This window comes from Paenibacillus sp. PCH8 (assembly GCF_002968835.1).
GTDB lineage: Bacteria > Bacillota > Bacilli > Paenibacillales > Paenibacillaceae > Paenibacillus.
The window spans coordinates 2,268,494-2,294,835 of the sequence record NZ_PKQK01000001.1; the positions used below are offsets into that span (position 1 = coordinate 2,268,494).

A 26,342-nucleotide genomic window follows, 5' to 3' on the forward strand; every position below is an offset into this window, starting at 1 on the left:
AGATGACCGCTGAATTTAATTCGGGGGTCATCTTTTTTTGCGTGAAGAAGCTGATCTTTCGTTTCGTTTTGCTCCCACAGGGTAATTCTCAAGCAAGACACGATGTACATTGATCCTGAAGGAGGAGAAGCACATGTCGAAAAGAAGAGGAATTATGATGACGGCCCTCGGCGCAGGCGTTACCTATCTGATGAGGAACAAGCAAGCAAGAGATAAGTTATTTAGCACCGTCTCGGGTATGGTGAAAAAGTCCAATTCATCTACGGAAAGTAAAACAAGACCACGCATCGAAGTGAAATAGATTTTGCATACCCGTGCAACTAACTTGATAATCATGAGAAACCTGGAGTTTCGGTATTCCAGGTTTTTTTTGCCGTTAATCTTTCTCGATAAGCTTCTTGAGGGATCGGTATCTACAGCATAGCTTTACTTTGATCGCGCATGAATCGCACATGCGATTTTTGCCAGCAAGAATGATACAATGAATACTTGCAGAACGTATGGGAAGGAGATGCACATATGAAAAAGAACCGTCTGGGCACATCCGAATTGATGGTGTCTGAGATTGGACTGGGCTGTATGTCACTCGGAACGGATATCGAGCCTGCTGTAGGTCTGATTCATGAAGCGCTGGATTACGGCGTCAATCTGCTGGACACAGCCGATCTGTATGACGCAGGGCGTAATGAAGAAATAGTAGGACAAGCTATTCAAGGACGTCGGGATCAAGTCATTGTGGCAACCAAAGTAGGTAACCGTCGTATTCCTGGCAAAGATGGGTTGTCGTGGGACCCCTCCAAGGCGTATATCAAGCAGGCTGTACATGCGAGTCTGAAACGATTGCAGATCGACTATATCGATCTGTACCAACTGCATGGTGGAACACTGGATGACCCCATGGAAGAGACGATTGAGGCATTTGAGGAATTGAAGAAGGAAGGACTCATTCGCTACTACGGCATCTCTTCCATTCGCCCCAATGTGATCCGGGAATATGTGGAGAGGGCTTCTATTGTCAGTGTGATGAACCAGTACAGTGTAGCTGACCGCCGAGCCGAAGAGGAAGTGTTGCCTTTTTTGGAGCAAAAAGGGATCAGTGTAATCGCCCGTGGACCTGTAGCCAGCGGTGTGCTCGCGGATTCAGGAGCTGCCAAGGCGGATAAAGGTTATCTGGATTATACGCCAGAGCAACTGCATACCATTCGCCAAGGGCTCAGTCGACTGGTCACAGACGATCGAAGCATGGCTCAGACAGCTATTCGCTACGCATTGGCACATCCAGCCGTTGCAGCTGTCGTCCCTGGAGCCAGCTCCAGAAATCAATTGTTGCACAACATTGCAGCTGCGGATGCAACACCGCTTACAGTTGCCGAAATCCAGAGCATACGCGAGCATAGCCCCACTAATCTGTATACGCAGCATCGGTAATAACAGAGGGCCTATTTTCAAATGTAACCATTCAAGGTACAATAGAGGTAAGCATGATAATGAAGAACCATACAAAGGAGAGAAGACCTCATGGAAAGAATTCAAAGTGAACAGCAATATTTGGATACGATTAACTCTGATGGTTTTACCGTCATTAAATTTGATACAACCTGGTGTCCAGATTGCAAGAATCTGGATCGCTTTATCGGGGACGTCATTGATCAGCATAAAGATAAAACCTTCTATGCCCTGGATGCAGAAAAGTTCCAGCCGTTTGCGGAAGAGAACGGTGTACGCGGCATTCCAAGCCTGCTCGTCTTCCAGAACGGCAAGAAGATCGCACATCTGCATAGCAAATGGGCCAAAACACCTTCCCAAATCTCCGAGTATCTGGAGACGCTTGAATCCAAAGTTTAATTCGTTTCGTGTTTTTTAGGCAGAAGCAATAGCAATATATAAATGAACCCCTTCCTTTCACATGATTTAGGAAGGGGTCTTTGCTATTTTGTTTAGAATTTGTTCAGTGTAGCACCGTATACTATTAGAATAAACTGAATATTGGAGTGAAAGGATCTGTATGAGCAAAGAAATTTTTGAAGAAATGCACCAATTAAGCCACAATAATGACCGAAGATACATTTTGTTGATGATTGGGGTGAAACAACTGCTACAGGAGAAAAAACAGAATAGATATAATTTGCTTGAAAAATTAAAGTCTCGAAAGAAACAGCGGAACATACAAGCGAAAGAGTGGTCCTAAGTTAGATTGGTACGAGAAGTGAACAGTACTCAGTAATCAGTAATCAGATCAGGATGTCCATTTACATAGTACACCTAGTCCGTTTCACCAATGATTCAACCGAGTAGTGAAGGGAGATATGAAGAGGAACACTTCTTCTAATTACGTATATTCATGTCTCTGATGCAACAAAAGAACCATGATTCAACATAAGCAGAGCACAGAATATAAATATGGCGACCCTGCTTCCCTGAGGAAGGTGGGGCCGCCATATTTATGATACGGTGCAGTTCGCTTGCTGTGAGGTTACATCAGAATAATAAAGAACACGGCTGCCAAGACGAATCGATACACAGCAAAGACGGTCAGGCTCAATTTTTTCAAAATGGACAAGAACGTCTTGATCGCAAGCATGGCTACAATGAAGGCAGCAATGAATCCAATCGCGAAGATGGGGAAATCACTGCTGTTCAGGTGATCGATACTTTTGTACAGGTCATATCCCGTAGCACCAATCATAATGGGCACGGATACGAGGAATGTGAACTCGGCAGCGGCTACACGGCTTACTCCTGCAAAGAGACCGCCTGAGATCGTTGACCCGGAACGGGAGAAGCCTGGCCACAACGCGAAGATCTGGAACAGACCCACAACCAAAGCCTGTTTGTAGGAAATGTCGTCGACATCATGGGTCGTAATCCGTCCACTTTTATGGCTCCAACGTTCGGCCACGATCATCAATATACCCCCAATAACGAGGCTGTACAGCACTGTCTCGGGACCAAATAAATGTGCTTTGATCCAGTCACGGAATACAAGTCCGATGACTACGGCAGGAACCATCGCCAGGAAGATATGTCCCAGATTGAGACGGCGTGAATACGATCTTGTCCCTCCGGTGAAGCGGAACATATCAATGAATTTGTTCCAGTACAGTACAACAACAGCAAGTACAGCTCCGAGTTGAACAACCACCTCAAACGTTTTGACTGACTCGTTGTCCTCCGATAAACCCAGCAAGTGGGCAGTCAGAATCATGTGTCCAGTAGAGGACACGGGCAAAAACTCAGTCAAACCTTCGATGATGCCCATAATAATGGATGATATAATGTCCAATTCTCTTCCTCCTTGAAATGCAGATGACAGCATAGGCTGTCCTGCTCGACCATGTCCGTTCATCTGAACAAGACTATCATCTATTATGATCACAAATGCGCTCAACTTCAACTTATGCTTGTAATCATTTGTTTAAAACTATATTGACAAAAACCTAGTTATCCCATAGGATATAACTTAACTGACTGACTGATCAATCGGGAGGGTTACATGTATGACCAAAACTAACGGTTTGGAACCTGGTGAAGAACGCCGGGACCAAATCATTCGCATAGCGATGGAGCGGTTTGCAACCCAGGGCTACCATCAGACGAAAATTTCCGATATCGTCCGTGAAGCTGGGGTTGCACAAGGGACGTTCTACTGGCACTTCAAGAGTAAAGAAGCGATCGCTTCCGAGATCTTGTTAACGGGCAAGGAAAAATTGCTAGAAGCGATTGGGCAAGGGTACCGCAAGGATGCCGGATCGGTAGAGGATATGGTGAAAGCATCGGAAAGGCTGTTCACCGACTTGTTCTCATTTGCTGCGCAGAATCGTTATTTTATGGAACTGTTGCTCAAAGGCATCGTAACGGAAGAATCTGTACAACGTCTGGTCGAGGAGACACGCAATGCTGTGGAGACGGCGTTCCGTCACAATATGGAACGTGCCATCGAACTCGGCATGTTGCCTCAAGGCATGGATGTGCCACTTAGGGCAGCACTGTTGGTGGGCATGATTGAAGGCATGATATCGCGCTGGTTATTCGGCTCCGATGAATTGCATAGCAAGTTCTCAGCCATGACAGCTTCGTCGCTGGCAGCGGAGGCAGCAAGTTTTGAGTTTTACGGGCTGTTGGGCACATGAAGCATGTGCAGGGGCCAACGTTTTATTTTCAACCGATAGACCAGAGATTCACATGTTTAACCTAGTCGCAGGGAATAATGGGTACAACTGCGGTTTGATCACCATGAAGTAACCAAATGTACACCATGAGATGAATACACGAATGAGAGGAAGTTAACGTAATGAACAAAACATATGGATCGAAAACCCGTAAAGGCTGGTCGTTGACAGCTATTCTGCTGATGACCGTGCTGGTACTTAGCGCTTGTGGAAGTAAGGCGGCAACAGACAATGGAGGCACGAACGGTGCACAGGCAAGCAATGAACTGGAGCAGATCAAGTCTGCTGGCGTTATTAAAGTGGGTATGATGGGAACTTACGCACCATACAACTTCCTGAACGATAAGAAAGAAATGGACGGTTATGATGCTGATATCGCACGTGAGGTTGCGAAGCGTCTTGGAGTAAAGGTTGAATTTGTATCCCAGGAGTTCTCCGGTCTGACACCTAGTCTGCAAGCCAAAAAGCTGGATGCCATTATCAGCCAGATGACGATTACCGATGATCGGAAGAAAGTGCTGGATTTCAGTGATCCGTATATTACGAACCAAGTTAAAATTATTGTAAAAGAAGACAATAACGATATTACCAAGCTGGAGGATTTCAAAGGGAAAACGATTGGCGTAGGTCTGGGTACGAATGATGAATCATACCTGCGTAATGAAGTCTTGCCTAAAGTGGGAGACTTCACGATTAAAACCTATGACGATGTGATCTCTTCACTTAAAGACCTGAATGCTGGACGTATTGACGCAACAATCAACAACATGTACGCTCTGAAACCGATTGTGGATGCCAACGGATTGAATATCAAAGCTGTAGGTGAAGCAATCAAGAGTGACCAGGCAGGAATTGCTGTACGCAAAGACAATCCGGAACTTGTAGCAGCACTGAATGATGCTCTCAAAGGCATGAAAGAAGATGGCACGTACAATACCATTTTCAAAAAATGGTTTGGTGAAGAGCCTGCGCAATAATGAACCTGCAAGGCGAAGGGAAGATTTGACCCATGGAACTGGTATTTGAGAATATCCCCTTCTTTCTGAAGGGGGCTTACTATACGTTGTATGTAACTGTGATCTCCATGTTTTTTGCGTTCATCATCGGGGTGCTCGTTGCCATTTCTCGTCTGAAGGGACCGATGTGGCTCAGGTTGATCGCAAGATTCTATGTATCCATCATGCGGGGAACCCCGCTGCTGGTGCAATTATTCGTTATTTATTACGGATTGGTCGATTATGGAGTGACCTTGGGATCGCTCACCGCAGCATGTCTGGGACTGAGTCTGAATGCAGGTGCGTTTCTGTCGGAGACGTTCCGTGGAGCCATTCAGGCTGTACCGAAAGGGCAGACGGAAGCTGCATACGCAACGGGAATGACCCCGGCTCAAGCGATGAGACGGATTATCTTCCCGCAGGCTGTGCGCATTGCCATCCCGCCGATGGGTAATACGTTTATTGGCATGTTGAAGGAAACATCCCTTGTGGCGGCGATTGGTGTTACCGAGTTGTTACGTTCAGCACAACTGTTGGTATCACAATATGCATTGAACATGCCGTTTTATCTGGCCATCGGTGTGATCTACTGGATTATGAGTATCGGCTTCTCAGCCATTCTGGAACAAGTGGAGCGCCGGCTGGCCCGGGCTTACTGATGGGAGGAGAGAAGCGATGATTACAACAACTGGACTTACGAAACGTTTTGGGCCAAATGAGGTTCTTACAAATATAGATATGCATGTCGAAGCCAAAGATATTGTTGTATTGCTCGGACCCAGTGGTTCAGGCAAAAGTACGTTGCTGCGCTGCCTGAATGGACTGGAAGAACTGTCCGGGGGACAGATCGAAGTGAATGGCATTGTGGTGAACAGTGCTGACTCGCTGCGCGTTCAGCGTGCCCGTGTATTGGAGATTCGTCGTCAGACCGGTATGGTCTTCCAGCAGTTCAATCTGTATCCGCACAAGACGGTGCTAGGCAATGTAATGGAAGGTCTCGTGACGGTGAAAAAAATGAAACGTGATGAAGCAGCCGAACGTGGCCGTATTCTTCTGGACCGGGTCGGCCTGTCGGACAAGCAAGATCAGTATCCATCCCGATTATCCGGTGGACAACAGCAGCGTGTTGCCATTGCACGTGCCCTCGCGATGGAGCCGGAAGTGATGCTGTTTGATGAGCCCACTTCAGCCTTAGACCCTGAACTTGTCGGAGAGGTATTGTCCGTCATGAAGGAACTCGCCGAGGAAGGCATGACCATGCTGGTCGTGACACATGAATTGAAGTTTGCCCGCAATGTGGCGAACAAAATCGTTTTTATGGCGGACGGATCGATTGTGGAAGAGGCAAGTCCACAGGCCTTTTTTGAACATCCGACGCAAGAACGCACCCGTCGTTTCTTGCAGCAGATTACCGAATTTTGATGAAGACAACAGCGATCATAAGAACGAACGTACCCGGAGCGGGTATTTAAGGTCGTGAACGATATCAGTTCAACTAAACTTTTTGCACAAGAACGGAGAGGACAGAAGAAACCTGAAGAAGCGAAGCTAAAAGCTTTCTGAAAAAAAGCTACTTCGGAAGCATACACCTCGCCTTTATCCCCTGATTTTCCCCTTGAAAAAGGGAATCAAAAAAATCTGGGGATAACAGCGATCGGAAGGTTGGAGTGGCAAGTGCAAACCTTTTTCGCTTGAACTTAACCTATTCTAAGAAAGAAGGATAACATCATGAATGTAACAACCGTATGGAAAGGAAAACGTGCGTTTACTTCCGAAGGACCCTCTGGCTATGAGGTAGGCATGGATGCGACTGCTGCTTATGGTGGTGACAGCAAGGGGGCTACCCCGATGGAGTTGTTACTTGCGGGCCTTGGAGGTTGTATGGGGATCGATATCACGATGATTCTGGACGCTTTCCTGGACAAAATTACAGGCATTGAGATTGAAGCGCAAGGTACACGTAGCGAAGATATGCCGAAAGGCTTCACCTCGATTGACCTGATCTTCAAAGTAGACGGTGACATCCCGGATTACCGCATCTGGAAAGCCATCCAGATGGCGGAAGAGAAATATTGTGCGGTCTCCGCTTCGCTGAGCGCCGATATTCATCCCAAGCTGATCCTGAATGGCGTGCACACACCGCGTCCTTAAAGGAACTCATGGAGCATCGTTATCTGGCTCAAGCCGGATAACGATGCTGTTTAAATGCGGACTTCTGCATCTATATCTATATCTCTGTTAATGGGTCGCCATGCCATGGCGGCTTATTTGAGTTTTTGATTAATCTGATATCTGTACATCCTCTCTGCTGCAATGGGATGCTGACCTGAGCTAACTTAGCAAGTATGTGAACAGTTCACTCGTACCTCGTAGTACCATTTTCAAAACCCTCATGCGAGGGCTTGGCGGTTATGTGGTATGATGAAATGCAAGGACGGGACGTCTTGGTCCTGCTCTTTATATGTAAGCGCTTATACAGATGACGGAAGGTGCAGACATGTTCAAAAAGTTAATACGAACCACCAACAATCTCAAATTAAAGCATAAATTGCTCATTTCCTATGTACTGGTCGTCATGATTCCGATCTTGATTATCGGTCTTGCCGTGACCAGTTATTTCCGTCAGCAGGCCCTGAACAATGCGATTGGGCAGACGATCATCAATGTGGACAAAATCAAAAGTCAGACCGCGACCATGCTGCGTGTGCCGACCGATATATCCAATATTCTGATGTTTAACACGGATCTCAAGGAGATCGTGAACAAGCGTTATAAGAGCGTCGTGGAGCTAACCTCGGCTTATCTCGCGTACAAAGATTTTCAGGAATACAGACGTCTGTACCGTGAGATTGCCGGCATTCGATTTTACTCGACCAATCCAACACTGATCAATAACCTCGAATTCATTCCGGTAGACAAGCAGACCGAAGACAGCTATTGGTACAAGCAGGCACTGGAAACGACCAGCATCGGGTGGTTTTACATTCCGGACAAGCAGGATAATCCTGTACACAAGCTCAGCTTGGTGCGTAAAGTACCTTTTGCTGAATATCGGACCGAGGGCGTGCTGATGATTGTAATCAATCAAGATGAGTTGAATGGATTGTTGCGTCAAGAGCAGTTTGAGACGTTGATTACAGATGAGCAGGGCTATGTGGTGGCTGCCAAAAACACCGAGCTGGTAGGTAAAACGCTGAACGAACTTGATTTTGGCGTCGATCTTCAGAATCAGGCCAAAGGCACAATAGAAGCTGATTTTCAGGGTGAACCCTCCAACATTGTTATTGATGAGTTGGGTCCTGGATCAAGCATGAACAGCTTGAAGGTCATTTCGGTTTTTGCCACCAAAAATATAGTCAAAGATGCCAACAGGGTCAGTCTGATCGGTATGATTTTTATTATACTTGTGCTGGTTATCGCGCTATTATTCGTATATATCATCTCGTTCCTCACGTCGAACCGGTTGCTTCGATTGAGCAAACACCTCAACAAGCTTGCCTTGGGAGACTTGAACGTGACTTCGCGAATTGACGGAAATGATGAGATTGGCCAACTGTCACGGCAGTTCAATTACATGGTGAAAAGCATCAATGAACTTATGACGCAGGTGGTCGAAGCGACGGAACAGAACAATCAATTGGAAATTGCCCAGAAAGAAATTAAATTGAAAATGATGGCGAGTCAGATCAATCCTCATTTCTTGTTTAATGCGTTGGAATCCATTCGTATGAAGGCCCATATCAAGGGAGAAGCAGAGATTGCCAATATCGTCAGGCTACTGGGCAAGCTGATGCGCAAGAGTCTGGAGATTGGCAGTGGAAAAACAACCTTCCGGGCTGAACTTGAAATGGTGCGGTCATATTTGGAAATCCAGAAATTTCGGTACGGCGACCGACTGGCGTTCAACATCCATATCGATCTCGAGGTGGAGAAGAGGTACATTCCCCCTCTAATTATTCAACCTTTGGTTGAGAATGCAATTGTCCATGGTTTGGAGAACAAAGAGGGGACCGTCCATGTTGATATAAGCATTCGTTTAGTAGAAAATAGGGTTCATATACGTGTAAATGACGATGGTGCAGGCATAACAGCGGAACGATTGGCAGAAGTGATGAAGTTCATCTCTGGACCGGAAGAACAGGAGAAGAGCCGGATCGGTATGCGCAATGTACATCAACGCTTAACACTGACGTATGGAGAGCCATACGGATTACAGATCACGAGTGTGTATGGGGAAGGAACAGAGGTTTCTTTCACTTTGCCAGCAGGAGGGGACCAACATGTATAAAGTATTATTGGTAGATGATGAACCGAGCATACGTGAGGGACTAACAACCATTATTGAGTGGGAGAAATACGGATTCCAGGTCATTGGTACAGCTGCCAGTGGGCGTGAAGCCCTCTCTCGTTTTGAGGAGCTGGAGCCTGACCTGACAATTATTGATATTCGTATGCCCGGGATGACCGGGCTGGAAGTCATTAAAGAAGTGCGTCGAAATCATCCGAGTTCGCACTTTTTGATATTGAGTGGTTACGCGGATTTTGATTATGCGAAGAAAGCCATCAGCTATGGTGTGGATGGTTATCTGCTTAAACCCGTGGATGAAGAGGAGATTATTGGTGAACTGGAGCGGTTAGCTACGGTACTTACCCAGGAACGGGAAACCTTGGCTCGTCTTGCGGGTGAAGATACTGCCTATAGGGAGCATCAGATCGAGGCTTTGCTCTTTGATAGTCTGGAGGGCGCAGGCAGCATGGAAGAAGATAGTCTTGGTCTGCACTGGCCTCACTATCAGATTGTGCTGATCGAGATACATGCAGCGCCGGACCTGCAGCGGGGAAGTGGCATGAAACGCAAACTAATTGAAGCTTTTGACCATAAAGACCGAGGTATTGTATTCTCATTCCATTCCGGTCTGGGTCTGTTAAGTAAGGAGATGACCACATCTGAGTCATCTGCGAGGAATCTCTATGATGAGCTGGAAGGACTACTGGGAGAATGGGATATTCATATGTATGGTGCTGCAGGAGAACCCGTACACTCCACTGCAGAGATTGCGCAGTCATACACACAGGCGAATAATGTGTTGGGAGAGCGTTTCCTGTTCACGGAGCGGCGCATCATCCTATGGAATGAAGGGGAAACCGGCGAGGTTGCTAGTGAGGCAGGAGTTGAAGGTGTGGCTGGAACGCCTGAACCAGATGAAGCGGAACTTGCGGACAAGCTGTATTATGCGCTGGATATTCGTAGCAGTGATTCGGTCATGCGGGTGCTGGGTGAGATGGAGGATCGTCTGGTTCCATATCATCGGACAGAGCAAGCCATTAAGTCGGCGTTCTCACAGGTATTTTCCCTGGCCATCAACAAGCTCGTTGCAACGAATCAACATACGCAATCTATTATGCAGGAACATTCAGTTCTAATTAACGAAGTCTATCATCAATTCACGTTGTCTGATCTCAAAGTGATGACAGCGGAACATTTGAATCGACTTATTCAACGTATGGGTGGGGGCAGCAAGGATACCGTGCTGAAACAGATGATTGAATTTATTCAGCGTAATCCTGGTGAGAATCTCAAGCTGGAGGTATTAGCTGAAGTATTCAACTATAACAGCAGTTATCTGGGCAAGTTGTTCAAGAATCATACCGGAGAATATTTCAATGTATTTCTGGACAAGGTGCGTATGGATAAAGCCAAGGAATTGCTGGATGAAGGATTAAAGGTTCATCAGGTTTCCGCAAGAGTGGGCTACGCCAATGTAGACTATTTCCACGGTAAATTCAAGAAATATGTAGGAGAATCACCTTCTGCTTACAAACAAGCCAGATTCCTGTCTCAGTCCAAAGAACCGGCGGGTAATGGGGAAGAAGAATAAAACGTTTTCGTTTGATAGCTCAACCCTTAATATTGATTGATATTCATCATATTGTCCATGCACTTCCCGTTATAAGCAATGGTCTAGGCATGCTCCACATCTTAAACTGGGTCTATATGAATTCCAATGAAGGAGTGGCTATCCTGTATGAATATATCTGATGTAGGCACAGTGCGCCATACATTGAACTTAAATGGAACATGGCAGTTTTGTTTGGGACAGCAGTCCGATACACGTGTACCTGCTGAACCAAAGAAGTTGCTACCTCTACCAGGTGAACATACATCATGGGAAACCATCCAGATTCCCGGTTCATGGGAAGAGCAAGGATATGGAGATGAGCCCGAATACGAAAGAATCGATACCTGGACCAAGGTCCGTGAATATGAAGGCTCAGCCTGGTATACCCAGGAGGTTCATGTTCCAGTAGATGATCCTGATTCTCAGTATGTGTTCAGATTGGAGGGCGTTAGATGGACGACGGATCTCTGGATCAATGGACAGTATGCTGGGCAGCAGGATAGTCTGCTGAATCAACAGAAGTGGGATGTTACTTCCTGGGTGAAGCAGGGAGATGTGAATCGTGTGGAGATCTGCGTGGATAATACGATGAAACTTCCCTTGGCGGGCAGTCATATCCATTCGTTACATACAGCTACGGCATGGGGCGGTATTACGGGTGGTGCTTATCTGGACCGATTGCCCCCATGCCGGGTACAGACGCTACGAATTCAACCGGATGCTGAGAATGGCGCCATTCTGGTTCAATGTACTGTAAGCGCTCCCGCTAATGAAGTGACTAAATGGGTGCAACTGCATGTGGATATCCAGCATCCAGACGGAACATGGCTCGATCGGCAGAGTTGTGATATGGAGCTAGGTGTGGATTCAGGTTCGGATTTGGATACAGGGGCAGGGTATTCTGCTGAAGGCAGCACCGTAATCGATCAGTGGCGGTTGGAACTCGGTATAGAGAAGCGCATCGCAAGATGGTCGGATGAATCCCCGGAACAGTACAGAGCCGTATTCCATCTGCATGATGGAGAACGGGAACTGGATCGGCTGGAGCAGTCATTTGGTCTACGTTCTTTTGCCGCACAGGGCAAGCAACTCATACTGAACGGGATACCAGTGTATCTACGCGGGTACGTCGATTGTTGTATATTTCCACTTACAGGGTATCCAGTCTGGGATAAAGGGTACTATGCTCAGCAATTTCGGATCGCCAGATCATATGGCTTCAATCATGTCCGTCTACATGGGTGGAGTGCACCTGAGCCGTTCTGGGATGCTGCGGACGAAGAGGGGATGTTGGTACAGGCCGAACTTCCGCATTGGTCTCGATTCTTTGAGAAACCGGATCAGCCTGCGCCCCCTGAAGTGTTGTCCTATCTGACACAGGAATTGGATGGGCTACTCCAGTCGCTGCACAGACACCCTTCTTTCGTTATGTTCTCCATGGGGAATGAACTCATTGGTCCGAATGGTCATCCTGAACTTAATGTACTGGTATCTAGGGCACAGGCGATGGACTCGACCCGGTTATATACGGATAATACAGGTTTTGGACAGCTGCCGGTGCAGGGGCGGGAAGGGGATTATTACATCCAGTCATTGAATTGGCACCCCCCGCTGGAGTCAGCATGGTCTGCTGTACCGGATACGACACTCGATTACCATACGGTCACCCGTCTGGCTGAGCGTCCCGTCATTGGACATGAACATGCACAGTATACGATGTATGTGCGGCCTCAGGAGCGAGCCAAATATACAGGTGTGCTGCGTCCAAGCTGGCTAGAGCCGATCGAAGAATCGTTGACACGTAAAGGCATGATTGGAGATCTGGAGCATTATCAACAGGCAAGCGGTACACATCTGGTACGTTCCTTAAAAGAAACGATGGAGCGAATCCGTCGAACGCCGGATGCTGCGGGTGTGCAACTGCTGGATATTCGTGATTTTCCGGGGCAGGGCCATGCTACGACCGGCATCCTGGACGTATTCTGGGAGGACAAAGGCATTACAACTCCTGCAGAATTCAGGCGATTCAACGCAGATGTGGTTCTATTGCTAAGTTGTAATGAGCGTACATTCTATGCCGGAGAACCCATGCATGTGGATGTACGCATATCTCACTATGGTAAAGAACCACTTGAGAATGCATTCATTCAATGGAGGTTCATTCGCGATGATGTGATCCTTACTGAAGGAGAATGGAGAACTGGAGATGTCCAACGGGGTTCCGTCATGTCACTGGGTAGCATCGTTGCTATGGCTCCTCGTGGAGGGGCAGCCGCTTTCCGGATTGAAGCGGAGCTGCGATCAGGCGATTCGCAGAATGTCGCCACCAATGTGTGGCATGGATGGTCGTTTCCTTTATATCAGACCCATCCGGGTTCGAATCGGATCTGGAACACCATGGAAGAACTGAAGCCATTCCTGGGTGAAGCACATGATGATTGCGTGGATCACATTGACGGATATCATTTGTTAAAAAATCGGGAGATTGACTCGGTTGTCGTTCGGTCTTTAACACCCAATGTACTGGACTATTTGGTCAATGGGGGTACTGTTTGGCTACAGCCAGCCGCAGAAGAATTGTATGATTCAGTGGAAACGAAGTACTTACCTGTATTCTGGAATTACCTCATGTTTGCTACACAGCCTGGTGCAACGATGGGAATGTATATGCAGGATCAAGTACCACTGCTGGGCTCCTTCCCGCATGATGGGACTTCCGACTGGCATTGGTATCACCTGGTCAACGGTACACCAGCAATATGCTTGGATACGTTGTCCGGGGTGGAGCCGCTGATTGAAGTGATAGACCATTTCCATCGGGCCAAACGACTTGCTTATGCTTTTGAGGCAAAAGTAGGGAGGGGCAGAATCCTGGTATCCTCACTTCCATTCGCCGACTTGGCCCTAATGAAGCGTCCGGAAGCTGCCTACTTACTGCAGGAAATACTTACGTATCTGCATGGCGATCACTTCTGCCCGGACACCTCCATTTCTGTTGCGCAATTGCTAGGGATTGTTAAACTGCAAACCATTCAATTCACATTGTAATTCCTACTGGACCCGCAAGGGTCCTTTTTAGTGTTCCATTTAGTTGAAGTAAACGATTACTATAAAACGTTTTCGTAATTTACCAATACGAGATGATATGCACCTTTATATTCCATTTAAAGCATTTTGAAGTCGGAATTATCACTGATTTTAACTAATTAGTGTCTGATTATATAGGTCTATATCTAATTTTTATATGATTTTCTCTAAAATCCAGCTGGTACTTTGAAAACGCTCTATCTAGTATGATTATTTTATTAAACAGAGGAGGGGGAACGGAGATGGAAACGCTAACAAAAAAATCCGCTTCCGCGAACAGAAGCAGTGACCCCAAGCCGCCAATCCAAAAACGGCTGAACGGAATTTGGGACAGAATGAAACAGCAGAAATATCTATATCTCATGTCATTGCCATTCGTTGCTTGGGTTTTCGTATTTAACTATCTGCCACTATGGGGATGGACGATGGCTTTCCAAAACTACAAACCAGCCAGATCGTTCGGCGATCAACAGTGGGTTGGTTTTAAACACTTTGTAGAGCTGTTCAGTGATGATCGTTTCTATCTGGTACTTCGGAATACGCTTGCAATGAGCTTGATGGGATTAGTTGTCGGTTTTATCGTGCCGATTTTCTTCGCCATTCTCCTGAATGAAATGAAAGGCATGTTCTTCAAGCGTGCTGTGCAAACGGTATCCTATCTGCCTCACTTTGTATCCTGGGTCGTTGTAGCAGGGATTATTACCAAGATGCTCTCCACCGATGGAGGGATTATCAATGACCTTCTGGTAGGCCTGAATATTATCGATCAACCGATCCAGTTCATGGCTAAGGGGAACCTGTTCTGGTACATTGTAACCGCTTCAGATATGTGGAAAGAAACCGGTTGGAATGCCATCATCTATCTGGCGGCAATTACAGGTATCGACAATGAGCTGTATGAAGCTTCCCGTGTAGATGGAGCCAACCGCTGGAGACAGATGTGGCATATCACGCTGCCTGGCATACGGACCACGATTTCTGTACTTTTCATCATGTCGATTGGGCATCTGATCAGTATCGGTTTCGAGAAGCAGTTCTTGCTTGGCAACAGTCTGGTCACAGACTACTCGGAAGTACTTGATCTATACGCGCTCAATTATGGTTTGAATATGGGACGATTCTCGTATGGTACAGCCATAGGTATATTCAACTCCGTTGTCAGTATCATCCTTCTGTTTACTGCGAACGGCTTGTTCAAAAAATTCACCAAAGAAAGCATCATGTAGGGAGGGGACGACATTATGGCGAACAAAGCATTCAATGCTACTCGGGGCGATAAACTGTTCGATATATTCAACATCCTCGCGATGACCATGGTGCTGGTTGTAACACTTTATCCATTCCTTAACGTACTAGCCATCTCACTTAATAACTCGACAGATACGGTACGTGGCGGAATTTACTTGTGGCCTCGCGAATTCACATTACAGAACTACAAAACGATTTTCCAATATGACGGCTTGTTACAAGGTTTGCAAGTTTCCATTATGCGTACACTTGTAGGTACCGTGCTCGGATTGATCAGCTCCTCCATGATCGCCTTTACACTGAGCAGACCTGACTTTGGACTTAGAAAGTTTGTATCAACAACACTTGCACTGACGATGTATTTCTCCGGTGGTCTGATTCCGGTGTACATTCTGATGCGTGACTTGAACCTGATCGGTACATTCTGGGTATATGTATTGCCTGGCATGATCAGTGCATTTAACGTGTTCATCATCCGTTCATTCATTGATGGCCTGCCATACTCATTGCAGGAATCCGCGAAGCTGGACGGAGCGAATGACTTTACCATCTATTACAGAATCATCTTGCCACTGTGTAAACCAGTGCTTGCTACCATCGCATTGTTCCTGGCTGTAGGTCAATGGAATGCGTGGTTCGATACGTACCTGTATAATGGTTCAAAGGCACATTTGACCACGCTCCAATATGAGCTGATGAAAGTATTGCAAAGTACGCAGCAAGGCTCAGGGGCTGGACGAAATGCGAATGATATGGCGCAGCAAATGACACAGATTTCACCGGAATCAATCAAGATGGCGATTACAATCGTTGTAACGGTTCCAATCCTCATTGTATATCCATTCCTTCAAAAGTACTTTGTTGGCGGTATGACACTGGGCGCAGTAAAAGGATAAACAATTGGGTACAGGCTGCCAAATAGAGCGGCCTTACAACTACAAATGAAGCATCAGGATACCCGAAGCGCAGCCATTTGGTCTGCGCTTCACCGTATAGGGCTGCGGTGTGGTATTCATGAAGCTATAGACAGGGACAAAAAAGTCCCGGACAAACAGACATATGAAACAGGGAGGATTACCATTATGGCAAGGTTCAAAATGAAGATTGCACTGGCTCCAGTGCTTGCGATGTCTTTGCTCGCAGGTTGCGGTGGAGGCAACAGCGGTGATACGTCGTTTAAGGATACAAGTTCAGAGACTACTCCACTTACTTTCGATTTCTTTAGTGTTGATCCCAGTCCGAACTGGAATGGCATGAAGGATGAAGTAGGTAAAGTCCTTACAGAAAAAACAGGGATAACACTTAACGGTGAATTTGCCGTTAGTGGGGGTCAAGATAAGATATCCTTAATGGCGGCGAGCGGAGACTATCCGGATATCGTCTCACCCAAAGGAGAACTCAGCAAACTGGTGGATGCCGGAGCAATGCTCGATCTGACAGATCTGATCGACCAATATGCTCCCAATCTGAAGAAGCTGTATGGTAATTACATGGATCGGTTGAAATACAGTAATGAAGATCAGGCTATTTATGTGCTGCCAACGTATTATGCGGTAGACCAGAAGTATTTTGATGCAGGTGGTGGATTCGGCATTCAGCACCGTGTACTGAAAGAACTCGGATACCCGGAAGTACGTACTCTTCAGGATTACGAGAATGTATTGAAGGCGTACAAAGAGAAACACCCAACGATTGATGGTCAGCCAACGATCCCGTTAACGCTGGACGCAGATGACTGGAGAATCATGATTACCGTAACGAACCCGGCCTTCCAGGCAACAGGAGCACCGGATGACGGTGAATACTACATTGACCCAGAGACGTATGAAGCAAGTCTGCATTACAAACGTCCAGAGGAAAAAGAGTACTTCCGCTGGTTGAACCATATGTACAACACTGGATTGCTAGATCAGGACAGCTTCATCCAAAAAACAGACCAATACAAATCTAAAATTGCAAGTGGACGTGTTCTGGGTGTCATTGATCAGGATTGGGGTTACTCTGATGCAGAAAATGCATTGAAATCCGCTGGTAAGACGGAAGCAACGTATTCACACTTCCCGGTAAGCCTGTCCGCGGATATCAAGGATCATTCCTTCCAAGATCCTGGTTTTGTGTCCGGTTGGGGTGTAGGGATTACAACAACGAATCCGGATCCGGTTCGTACGATTAAATTCTTCGATTACCTGGCTTCTGAAGAAGGTCAAGTGCTGATGAATTGGGGAATTGAAGGCAAGCAGTACGAAGTGAAGGACGGCAAACGTGTCATTCCTGCCGACATTCAGGACCAGAAAACAAATAATGCAGCCGTATTCCAGAAAGAGACGGGTATTGGGCTCTACACCAATATGTCGGGGCACTATGGAGATGGTGTGAAGGATTCAACAGATAACTATTACACTACGAATTTCCCTGAACAGATCGTGGCAGCCTATTCCGATGCAGAGAAAGAAACACTCCAAGCGTACGGTGCTACTACATGGAAAGACTTGTTCCCAAGTGAAGACGATTTCCCAATCAAACCATGGGGAGCAGCATACAATCTGCCAACACCAGGTGACTCTAACTACAATGTCATCTTCAAGAAAACACAGGATATCATTCGGAAACGTATACCGGAAGCTATTCTAAGTACTCCTGAACAGTTCGATGCCATCTATGACGGTATGATTGAAGAAGTGAACAAAGCCGGAGCAGAAGATATGGAAAAACAATACACAGAGCTTGTCCAAAACCGTGTCCAATTATGGAGCGGTGAAGAGGCTAAGTAGAGCTTGGCCGATAGGCTTATAAAATGAGAAAGAACCCAGAGTGTTTGGGTTCTTTTTTTATCTAAAACGTTTTCTAAAAAACGTTTTCAATTTTGTTAATAGGCTATTGACAAGGAGTTTATGAGCGATTATGATTCAAATATGAAAGCACTTACATTGGCATGTTCTAATTACTAAAACGTTTACAATTTCAGCAAGAGAAGTACATTGGAATCATCGGTTATGGTATGTGCAGGTCAGCCTGTTATACAAATACACAGCTTCATTATATCCATAAGGGGGATCACACATGAAGGGCAAAACACCAAAAACATTCGCAATGCTTCTGTTAGCCAGCGCTCTTGCAATTACTGCAGGATGCAGCGGAGGGGGAACTACCGCTTCCGAAAAGCCGGCCGATTCCGGAGATACAACCAGTCCAATCACCTTTACATTCTTTGGTGCAGATGCAAGTCCGAACTGGAACAACATGAAGGATGCTGTCGGACAAGAGATTACGAAGGCAACGGGAGTTACCATTGAAGCTGAGTATGATGTGAATAATGGCGGCGACCAGAAGATTCCGCTTATGGCGGCGAGTGGTGATTACCCTGATATCATTTTCCCAAAAGGTAACTTGTCTAAGCTTGTGGATGCAGGTGCGATGATTGACCTGACCGATCTGATCGAGGAGCATGCTCCGAACTTGAAGAAAATCTATGGCGATCAGATGAACCGTCTGAAATACAACACGGAAGATCAAGCGATCTATACGATCCCAACGAACATGGGTGTCGATAACCTTTCATTTGACGCAACTGGCGGATTCGAAATTCAGCAACGCGTATTGAAAGAACTCGGATATCCTGAAGTGAAGACGCTTGAGGACTACGAGAACGTACTCAGAGCTTACTATGAAAAACACCCAACAATTGATGGTCAACCAACGATTCCGCTGACATTGAATGCAGATGACTGGAAGATCATGATTACGGTAACGAATCCGGCCTTCCAGGCAACGGGTGCACCGGATGATGGTGAATACTATATCAACCCTGAGACGTATGAAGCGATGCTTCACTACAAACGTCCAGAGGAGAAAGAATACTTCCGCTGGTTGAACAAAATGTACAATGAGGGTCTGCTGGACAAAGATACGTTTGTTCAGAAGGATGACCAATACAAGTCCAAAATTGCCAGTGGCCGCGTCCTCGGTCTGATCGACCAAGAGTGGAACTACGGTGAAGCGGAGAATGCATTGAAGTCTGTTAACAATGGTGAAAAAACATATGCCCACTTCTCTGTCTCCTTGAACAAGGACATTGTAGATCATACGTTCCAGCCAACCGGATTTGACGGATATGGCATCGGGATCACAACTTCGGCCAAAGATCCGGTACGCATCATCAAATTTATGGATTGGCTTGCTTCCGATGAAGGTCAGGTTTTGAGAAACTGGGGTGTTGAAGGCCAACAATATCAAGTAGAAAACGGAAAACGGATCATTCCGGATGACGTGCAGGATCGTAAAACCAATGAGAACTCCGCCTTTACCAAAGAAACTGGTGTTGGCATGTACAACGCCTTCAGCGCAAGATACGGCGACGGTGTGAAAGATTCCACAGATAACTACTACACAACGAATTTCCCTGAGCAGATCCAAGCAGGCTACACAGCAGCTGAGAAGGAAACGTTGAAAGCTTATGGCATTACAACATGGAAAGACTTCTACCCTTCCGAAGATGAACTGAAGTTGAAAGACTGGGGCGCAGCGTACAATATGCCAGTGCCTTCGGATACAGACTATAACGTAACGTTCCAAAAAACGCAGGATATCATCCGCAAACGGATTCCGGAAGCCATCCTAGCCAAACCTGAGAATTTCGACAGCGTATATGACGGTCTTCTGGCTGAAATCGATAAAGCCGGTGCAGTAGAGATGGAGAAACAATATACGGTATGGGTTAAGGATCGGGTATCTCTCTGGACTGGAAAAGATGTGAAATAAATTTGAAAACAAGGCATAAAAGCCAATGACTTTCAACAACAAAAAAAGCCCTCAAAACAGGGCTTTTTTTGTTGTTGACGTAAGGTAGTAGATAGCCTATAATCTATGATGTAAGCACTTTCAGTAAGCGTTTTATAGTATATTACGAAAACGTTTTATGTGAATTAAAAGCATTGTAATCTGAGTCGTCTAAATTAAAGAATGATATTTAGCAAAGAGATAATGACGTTGGACTCCAAAAATCTGGTTTTTATTGTATCGTATCGAAAGCGCATTCATAAAAGTGGTATCCTCAGGCTATGGCCTGTTATACAGATAAAACCTTCATAAATTATAGGGGGAACTAGACAATGAGAGGCAAGATGAAAGGCAATACACCCAAGACGTTTGCAATGTTGATGCTCGCAAGTGCTATGTTGGTTACAGCTGGTTGTGGAAATTCGGGCACTAAAGAGACCTCGGAGTCCAGCGGAACCGAACCAATTACAGTGAAGTTCTTTGGAGCCGACCCAAGTCCGACCTGGAACAAGATGCAGGATGCCGTTGGTCAAGAAATTACCAAGCATACAGGCGTTACCATAGAAGCTGAGTATGATGTGAACAATGGTGGCGATCAGAAGGTTGCACTTATGGCGGCGAGTGGCGATTACCCTGATATTATTTTCCCAAAAGGTAACCTTTCTAAGCTGGTGGATGCAGGTGCGATGCTGGATCTGACGGATCTGATCGAAGAGCATGCTCCGAACCTGAAGAAGATTTATGGCGACCAGATGAACCGTCTGAAGTATAGCACGGAAGATCAGGCGATCTATACCATCCCAACGAACATGGGTGTGGATAATGTTGCGTTTGATGCAACTGGCGGATTTGAGATTCAACAACGCGTATTGAAAGAGCTTGGATACCCTGAAGTCAAGACACTTGAGGACTACGAGAACGTACTCAGAGCTTACTATGAAAAACACCCAACGATTGATGGACAGCCTACCATTCCTTTGACATTGAATGCAGATGACTGGAAGATCATGATCACGGTAACCAACCCGGCCTTCCAGGCAACGGGCGCACCGGATGATGGTGAATACTACATCAATCCTGAGACGTATGAAGCGATGCTGCACTATAAGCGCCCAGAGGAGAAAGAATATTTCCGTTGGTTGAACAAAATGTACAATGATGGCCTGCTGGACAAAGATACGTTTGTTCAAAAGGATGATCAATACAAGTCCAAAATTGCCAGTGGCCGTGTCCTGGGTCTGATTGACCAAGAGTGGAACTATCAGGAAGCTGAGAATGCGCTTAAATCTGCAGGCAAAGACGACAGTACGTATGCTCACTTCTCCGTGTCCTTGAACAAGGACATTGTGGATCATACGTTCCAACCCACCGGCTTTGACGGTTACGGTATCGGGATCACAGAGTCTGCCAAAGATCCGGTACGAATTATCAAATTCATGGATTGGCTTGCTTCGGATGAAGGGCAAGTTATGAGAAACTGGGGTATTGAAGGCGAGCACTACAACGTAGAAGATGGTCAACGTGTGATTCCTGACGATGTTCAGGATCGCAAAACGAATGACAACTCGAACTTCACCAAAGAGACAGGAATCGGGATGTACAATATCTTCAGTGCAAGGTATGGAGATGGTGTAAAAGATTCCACGGATAACTACTATACAACAAACTTCCCTGAGCAGATCCAGATTGGATACACGGCAGCAGAGAAGGAAACGTTGAAAGCTTATGGTATTACAACATGGAAAGATTTCTATCCATCCGAAGATGATTTGAAACTGAAAGAGTGGGGCGCAGCCTACAACATGCCAGTACCTTCAGGTACAGATTATGAAGTAACGTTCCGCAAAACGCAGGACATCGTACGTAAACGAATTCCAGAAGCTGTTCTGACAACGCCAGCGAACTTCGATAAAGTGTATGATGACTTCCTCGCAGAGCTAGACCAAGCCGGTGCAGTGGAAATGGAGAAACAATATACAGTATGGGTTAAAGACCGTGTATCCCTGTGGTCAGGTAAAGATGTGAAATAACATGGATTGTCTGCATTCCATGGCTTTAGAAGGAAAGGCCCTTGAAGGGGCCTTTTTTGTTGATTAAGTGACGATTTGCATTGACGCAAATTTCGAAATCAAATATAATTTTCTTATTGTAAGCACTTACCGAAAACGTTTTATGTTTATGGGAAATTTAATTTACAGTTGATGAAGGAACAGGAGCTAATCATGTCCCAATACAATAACCAAACTAAAATTGATCGTCTATGGTATCGCCAGCCTGCTACACGTTGGGAAGAAGCACTGCCCATTGGGAACGGCCGTCTAGGAGGCATGGTATACGGTGGTGCAGCAGATGAACGTATTCAGCTTAATGAAGATACGTTATGGTCGGGGTTTCCACGAGATACAATTCAATACAGTAGTCAGCGGTATTTGAAACAGACACGTGAGTTGATCATGGCCGGACAATACGGTGAGGCCGAGGATGTGTTGAATCGTGAAATGCTGGGCCGTGATGTCGAGGCCTACCAACCGATGGGCCACTTTTTATTACATCATGAGGGGTTAAACGATCTTGCAGTTGATGCATTCGAGCGTGAGCTTGATTTGGAATCGGGCATTGCAACGACGACTTATTCATATGAAGGAACTCGTTATATGCGCGAAGTGTATTTCAGCGCTTCAGATGATCTGATGGTCTGCACACTGGCTGCCAATCGGGAGGGCGCTGTGAATGTAAGTGTTAATTTAGACAGTCCGCACCCTTATCAAGTGCAGACTTCGGGAGATGCACTTACCCTGTTCAGTCGGTGCCCAAGTCATGTGGAGTCCAATTACTTCAGAGATCACCCGGAATCCGTCATCTATGAAGAGGATCGGGGAATCTCTTATGTTGTGCGTTTAGCTGCTAAGGCAACAGGCGGGAAGGTGAAGATCTCCACGATTAAAGGCAAGCTGCATATTCAGGATGCTGATCAAGTGGTTTTCTATCTGGCAGCGGCTACCTCCTTCGAAAGTTACGATGTGCCGCCTACTAAGGATAGCCTGGTGCTGGAAACGGAATGCAAGGATGTGATCTCCAAGGCGACTACACTTGGCACAGAAGGACTCCGTGAACGACATGTACAAGACCATAGCGCTATGTTTACAAGAGTTTTTATTGATCTTGGTATATCGGCTAATGAGGAATTGCCTACAGATGAGCGGCTGCAAGCCTATCAGGCAGGAGAACAAGATCCTGGACTGGAGGCATTGTATTTCCAATATGGAAGATACCTGTTAATGGGGAGTTCCCGTCCAGGAAGCCAGCCCGCCAACTTGCAGGGAATCTGGAATCATCAGGTGGAGCCGCCATGGCACAGTGACTACACCATTAACATCAACACCGAGATGAATTACTGGCCAGCAGAAGTCTGCAATCTCAGTGAATGCCATGAACCGTTATTTGACTTGTTGGAAGATCTGAGTCACACGGGACGCAGAACAGCACGGATCTTGTATGGAGCCCGGGGATGGACTGCGCATCATAATGTGGATATCTGGAGAACTTCCACGCCTACAGGCGGAGACGCAAGCTGGGCATTCTGGCCAATGGGCGGCGTCTGGCTGACCTCACATCTATGGGAGCATTACCAATTTACCGGTGATCTGCGTTTTCTGGAGGAACGTGCGTATCCGATTATGAAAGAAGCTGCGCTCTTCTGTCTCGACTGGCTGGTAGAAGGGCCGGAAGGTTATCTGGTCACGGTTCCATCTACTTCACCAGAGAACAAATTCCTGACAGAGGCTGGAGAGGCATGTAGTATATCGATGGCTTCAACGATGGATATGACATTAATTCGCGAACTGTTCAATCGCTGTATTGAAGCCGCGAAGCAACTGGATGTAGATCAGACACTCGCGAATGAGTGGAGTGAGGCCTTGAGCAAACTCTATCCGTTCCGAATTGGAAGCGAAGGGCAACTGTTGGAGTGGTTCAAGGATTTTGCCGAATCCGAGCCAGGCCATCGTCACGTCTCCCATCTATACGGACTGTATCCGGGCGAGCAGATCAACCGACTACAGACACCGGAACTTGTCGAAGCTGCACGAATATCGCTCGAACGTCGTATCTCCCAGGGAGGCGGGCATACAGGATGGAGCTGTGCATGGTTGATCAATCTGTATGCACGATTGCTGGATCGTAACCAGGCACATCAATTTGTACGCACGCTACTTGCCAGGTCCACCCACCCGAATCTGTTCGATGACCATCCACCGTTCCAGATCGATGGTAACTTTGGAGGCACGGCTGGAATTGCCGAGATGTTATTGCAGAGCCACTTGAACGAGCTTCATTTGCTGCCGGCACTGCCTGACCTCTGGAATCGAGGCCGTGTCGAAGGATTGCGTGCACGAGGTGGATATACAGTGAACATGGCGTGGACAGATAACAAGCTTACATCTGCCGTTATTCGTGCAGATCGCAGTGATTCGGTTACCATTCGCAGTGCTTATCCACTACGTGTGGAAGGTAATGAACAAGTCGAGGCAGTACTTACGCCTCAGGGTGATTATGTAGTTATTTTATCCATGACCGCAGGACAGACGATCCGCGTGTCATCATGAGACGGAGGAGCCAACCATGACCATTTTTCAATTTCCACATGATTTTCTCTGGGGTACAGCAACAGCTTCTTATCAGATCGAAGGAGCCGCACAAGAAGGTGGACGCGGAGTATCTATCTGGGATACATTTGCACGTACGCCTGGCAAAGTATTTAACGGGCACAATGGAGATGTCGCGTGTGACAGCTACCACCGGTACGAGGAAGACATCGAACTAATGAAGAAACTCGGAATTAATACGTATCGATTCTCCATTGCTTGGCCGCGCATTATTCCTGACGGAGATGGTGAGATCAATCGTGAAGGCCTCGACTTCTATCATCGTTTCGTGGATGCATTGCTGGAGGCTGGAATCGAACCGTTCCTCACCCTGTATCACTGGGATCTTCCCCAAACGCTGGAGGATGACGGGGGATGGGGGAACCGCAGAACGGTAGATGCTTTTGTTAAATATGCAGAAGTAATCTTCAAAGAATTCTCAGGCAAAATCAATCTCTGGCTGACCTTCAACGAGCCATGGTGTATCGCGTTCCTGTCGAACCTCCTCGGTATCCATGCGCCAGGTAACAAAGACCTGCAAACGTCAATCAATGTTGCTCATGGATTGTTGGTGGCTCATGGTAAAGCCGTTCAATCCTTCCGTCGCATGGGGATCACAGGACAGATTGGTATTGCACCCAATGTATGCTGGGCTGAGCCGTACAGCAAATCTCCTGAAGACCAGGCTGCGTGTGATCGGTCGATTGCGCTTAATACCGATTGGTTCCTTGACCCGATCTACAAAGGCTCCTATCCGCAATTTCTGGTGGACTGGTTTGCTGAAGCGGGGGCTACCGTACCCATTGAGGAAGGCGATATGGAAATCATCTCGCAACCGATTGATCTGCTTGGCATCAACTATTACACGATGGGAATCAATCGATTCAACCCGGAAGCAGGTACGCTGCAATCCGAAGAAGTCGATATGGGGCTGACCAAAACCGATATCGGCTGGCCAGTGGAATCACGTGGCTTGTATGAATTCATGCATTATTTGCAAAAGTACGGCAATGTAGATGTGTATATCACGGAAAACGGTGCTTGTATCAATGATGATCTGGAGAATGGCATAATTAACGATGCTCGCCGGATATCCTATTATGAGCAGCATTTGGCTCAAATTCACCGCATCATTAATGACGGCATTAACCTGAAAGGGTATATGGCCTGGTCACTGATGGATAACTTTGAATGGGCGGAAGGGTACCGGATGCGCTTCGGTCTCGTGCATATGGATTATCGTTCACTTGTGAGAACGCCGAAGGAGAGCTATTACTGGTATCAAAATGTCATCAAGAATAACTGGTTGGAAAGACGGAACTAATTCAATTCCTTATATTATGGAAGAAAGCGCGATACAGATTCATTTCATAAGAAAAGACGGCAGCATTGGAGCATTCCGATGTGTCGTCTTTTTTTGTGTTTTGGGCAGGATAAAAACGAGGATTCATAAAGGTTTCATAAGGTCAAGTGTGTTTGCTGTTATGAAGTGCCGGATTTTGGGTTATAAGAAGTAAGGAAGAA

19 protein-coding genes are annotated in these 26,342 nt (G+C 46.5%); 18 read left to right on the top strand and 1 reads right to left on the bottom strand.

Features of this window, described 5'->3' with window-relative positions:
* Positions 1-133: 133 nt before the first annotated feature.
* The 3 genes from C0Q44_RS30110 to C0Q44_RS09780 all read left to right on the top strand — a co-directional run bounded on the left by C0Q44_RS30110 (position 134) and on the right by C0Q44_RS09780 (position 1,845).
* Entirely contained in the window at positions 134-301 is a 168-nt protein-coding gene (locus C0Q44_RS30110; RefSeq protein WP_181150913.1) for a hypothetical protein, read from the top strand.
* 218 nt (positions 302-519) lie between these two features.
* Positions 520-1,428 (top strand): aldo/keto reductase, encoded by a 909-nt coding sequence (locus C0Q44_RS09775; protein WP_105407058.1) that lies wholly within the window; start codon positions 520-522, stop codon positions 1,426-1,428.
* Positions 1,429-1,518: 90 nt separating this feature from the next.
* Positions 1,519-1,845 carry a thioredoxin family protein gene (locus tag C0Q44_RS09780; protein ID WP_105407059.1) on the top strand — a complete coding sequence of 109 codons (327 nt, stop codon included), beginning with the start codon at positions 1,519-1,521 and terminating at the stop codon, positions 1,843-1,845.
* A gap of 628 nt (positions 1,846-2,473) precedes the next feature.
* Here the strand turns inward: C0Q44_RS09780 and C0Q44_RS09790 are convergent.
* Complete coding sequence (locus C0Q44_RS09790) at positions 2,474-3,283, bottom strand: undecaprenyl-diphosphate phosphatase (RefSeq protein WP_105407061.1); 810 nt, start codon at positions 3,281-3,283, stop codon at positions 2,474-2,476.
* 214 nt (positions 3,284-3,497) lie between these two features.
* Between C0Q44_RS09790 and C0Q44_RS09795 the strand changes: the two genes are divergently transcribed.
* The 15 genes from C0Q44_RS09795 (at position 3,498) to C0Q44_RS09865 (ending at position 26,142) form a co-directional block, all read left to right on the top strand.
* Entirely contained in the window at positions 3,498-4,130 is a 633-nt protein-coding gene (locus C0Q44_RS09795; RefSeq protein ID WP_105407062.1) for a TetR/AcrR family transcriptional regulator, read from the top strand.
* A 161-nt stretch (positions 4,131-4,291) separates the two neighbouring features.
* Positions 4,292-5,146 carry a substrate-binding periplasmic protein gene (locus tag C0Q44_RS09800; RefSeq protein WP_105407063.1) on the top strand — a complete coding sequence of 285 codons (855 nt, stop codon included), beginning with the start codon at positions 4,292-4,294 and terminating at the stop codon, positions 5,144-5,146.
* Positions 5,147-5,178: 32 nt separating this feature from the next.
* On the top strand, positions 5,179-5,823 hold the full coding sequence (locus tag C0Q44_RS09805; RefSeq protein WP_105407064.1) for an amino acid ABC transporter permease: 645 nt from the start codon (positions 5,179-5,181) through the stop codon (positions 5,821-5,823).
* Positions 5,824-5,839: 16 nt separating this feature from the next.
* Positions 5,840-6,586, top strand: coding sequence for an amino acid ABC transporter ATP-binding protein (locus tag C0Q44_RS09810; protein ID WP_105407065.1), 747 nt, complete (start codon positions 5,840-5,842; stop codon positions 6,584-6,586).
* 306 nt (positions 6,587-6,892) lie between these two features.
* Positions 6,893-7,315: an OsmC family protein gene (locus C0Q44_RS09815; protein WP_105407066.1), complete on the top strand. Its 423-nt coding sequence runs from the start codon at positions 6,893-6,895 to the stop codon at positions 7,313-7,315.
* A gap of 346 nt (positions 7,316-7,661) precedes the next feature.
* Positions 7,662-9,452, top strand: a complete 1,791-nt coding sequence (locus C0Q44_RS09820) for a sensor histidine kinase (RefSeq protein ID WP_105407067.1) — start codon at positions 7,662-7,664, stop codon at positions 9,450-9,452.
* Positions 9,445-11,043, top strand: coding sequence for a response regulator transcription factor (locus C0Q44_RS09825; protein WP_181150914.1), 1,599 nt, complete (start codon positions 9,445-9,447; stop codon positions 11,041-11,043). The genes C0Q44_RS09820 and C0Q44_RS09825 overlap by 8 nt, the downstream gene beginning before the upstream one ends.
* Positions 11,044-11,190: 147 nt before the next feature.
* Positions 11,191-14,112, top strand: a complete 2,922-nt coding sequence (locus C0Q44_RS09830) for a sugar-binding domain-containing protein (protein ID WP_181150915.1) — start codon at positions 11,191-11,193, stop codon at positions 14,110-14,112.
* A gap of 281 nt (positions 14,113-14,393) precedes the next feature.
* Positions 14,394-15,377 carry an ABC transporter permease gene (locus C0Q44_RS09835; protein ID WP_105407070.1) on the top strand — a complete coding sequence of 328 codons (984 nt, stop codon included), beginning with the start codon at positions 14,394-14,396 and terminating at the stop codon, positions 15,375-15,377.
* Positions 15,378-15,392: 15 nt separating this feature from the next.
* Complete coding sequence (locus tag C0Q44_RS09840; protein ID WP_105407071.1) at positions 15,393-16,295, top strand: carbohydrate ABC transporter permease; 903 nt, start codon at positions 15,393-15,395, stop codon at positions 16,293-16,295.
* Between the two features lie 186 nt (positions 16,296-16,481).
* Positions 16,482-18,170, top strand: coding sequence for an ABC transporter substrate-binding protein (locus C0Q44_RS09845; protein WP_105407072.1), 1,689 nt, complete (start codon positions 16,482-16,484; stop codon positions 18,168-18,170).
* A gap of 289 nt (positions 18,171-18,459) precedes the next feature.
* Entirely contained in the window at positions 18,460-20,157 is a 1,698-nt protein-coding gene (locus C0Q44_RS09850) for an ABC transporter substrate-binding protein (RefSeq protein WP_105407073.1), read from the top strand.
* A 350-nt stretch (positions 20,158-20,507) separates the two neighbouring features.
* Positions 20,508-22,205, top strand: coding sequence for an ABC transporter substrate-binding protein (locus tag C0Q44_RS09855; protein WP_374955075.1), 1,698 nt, complete (start codon positions 20,508-20,510; stop codon positions 22,203-22,205).
* Positions 22,206-22,397: 192 nt separating this feature from the next.
* Entirely contained in the window at positions 22,398-24,779 is a 2,382-nt protein-coding gene (locus tag C0Q44_RS09860; protein WP_105407074.1) for a glycoside hydrolase family 95 protein, read from the top strand.
* 16 nt (positions 24,780-24,795) lie between these two features.
* Positions 24,796-26,142: a GH1 family beta-glucosidase gene (locus C0Q44_RS09865; RefSeq protein WP_105407075.1), complete on the top strand. Its 1,347-nt coding sequence runs from the start codon at positions 24,796-24,798 to the stop codon at positions 26,140-26,142.
* Positions 26,143-26,342 lie beyond the last annotated feature (200 nt).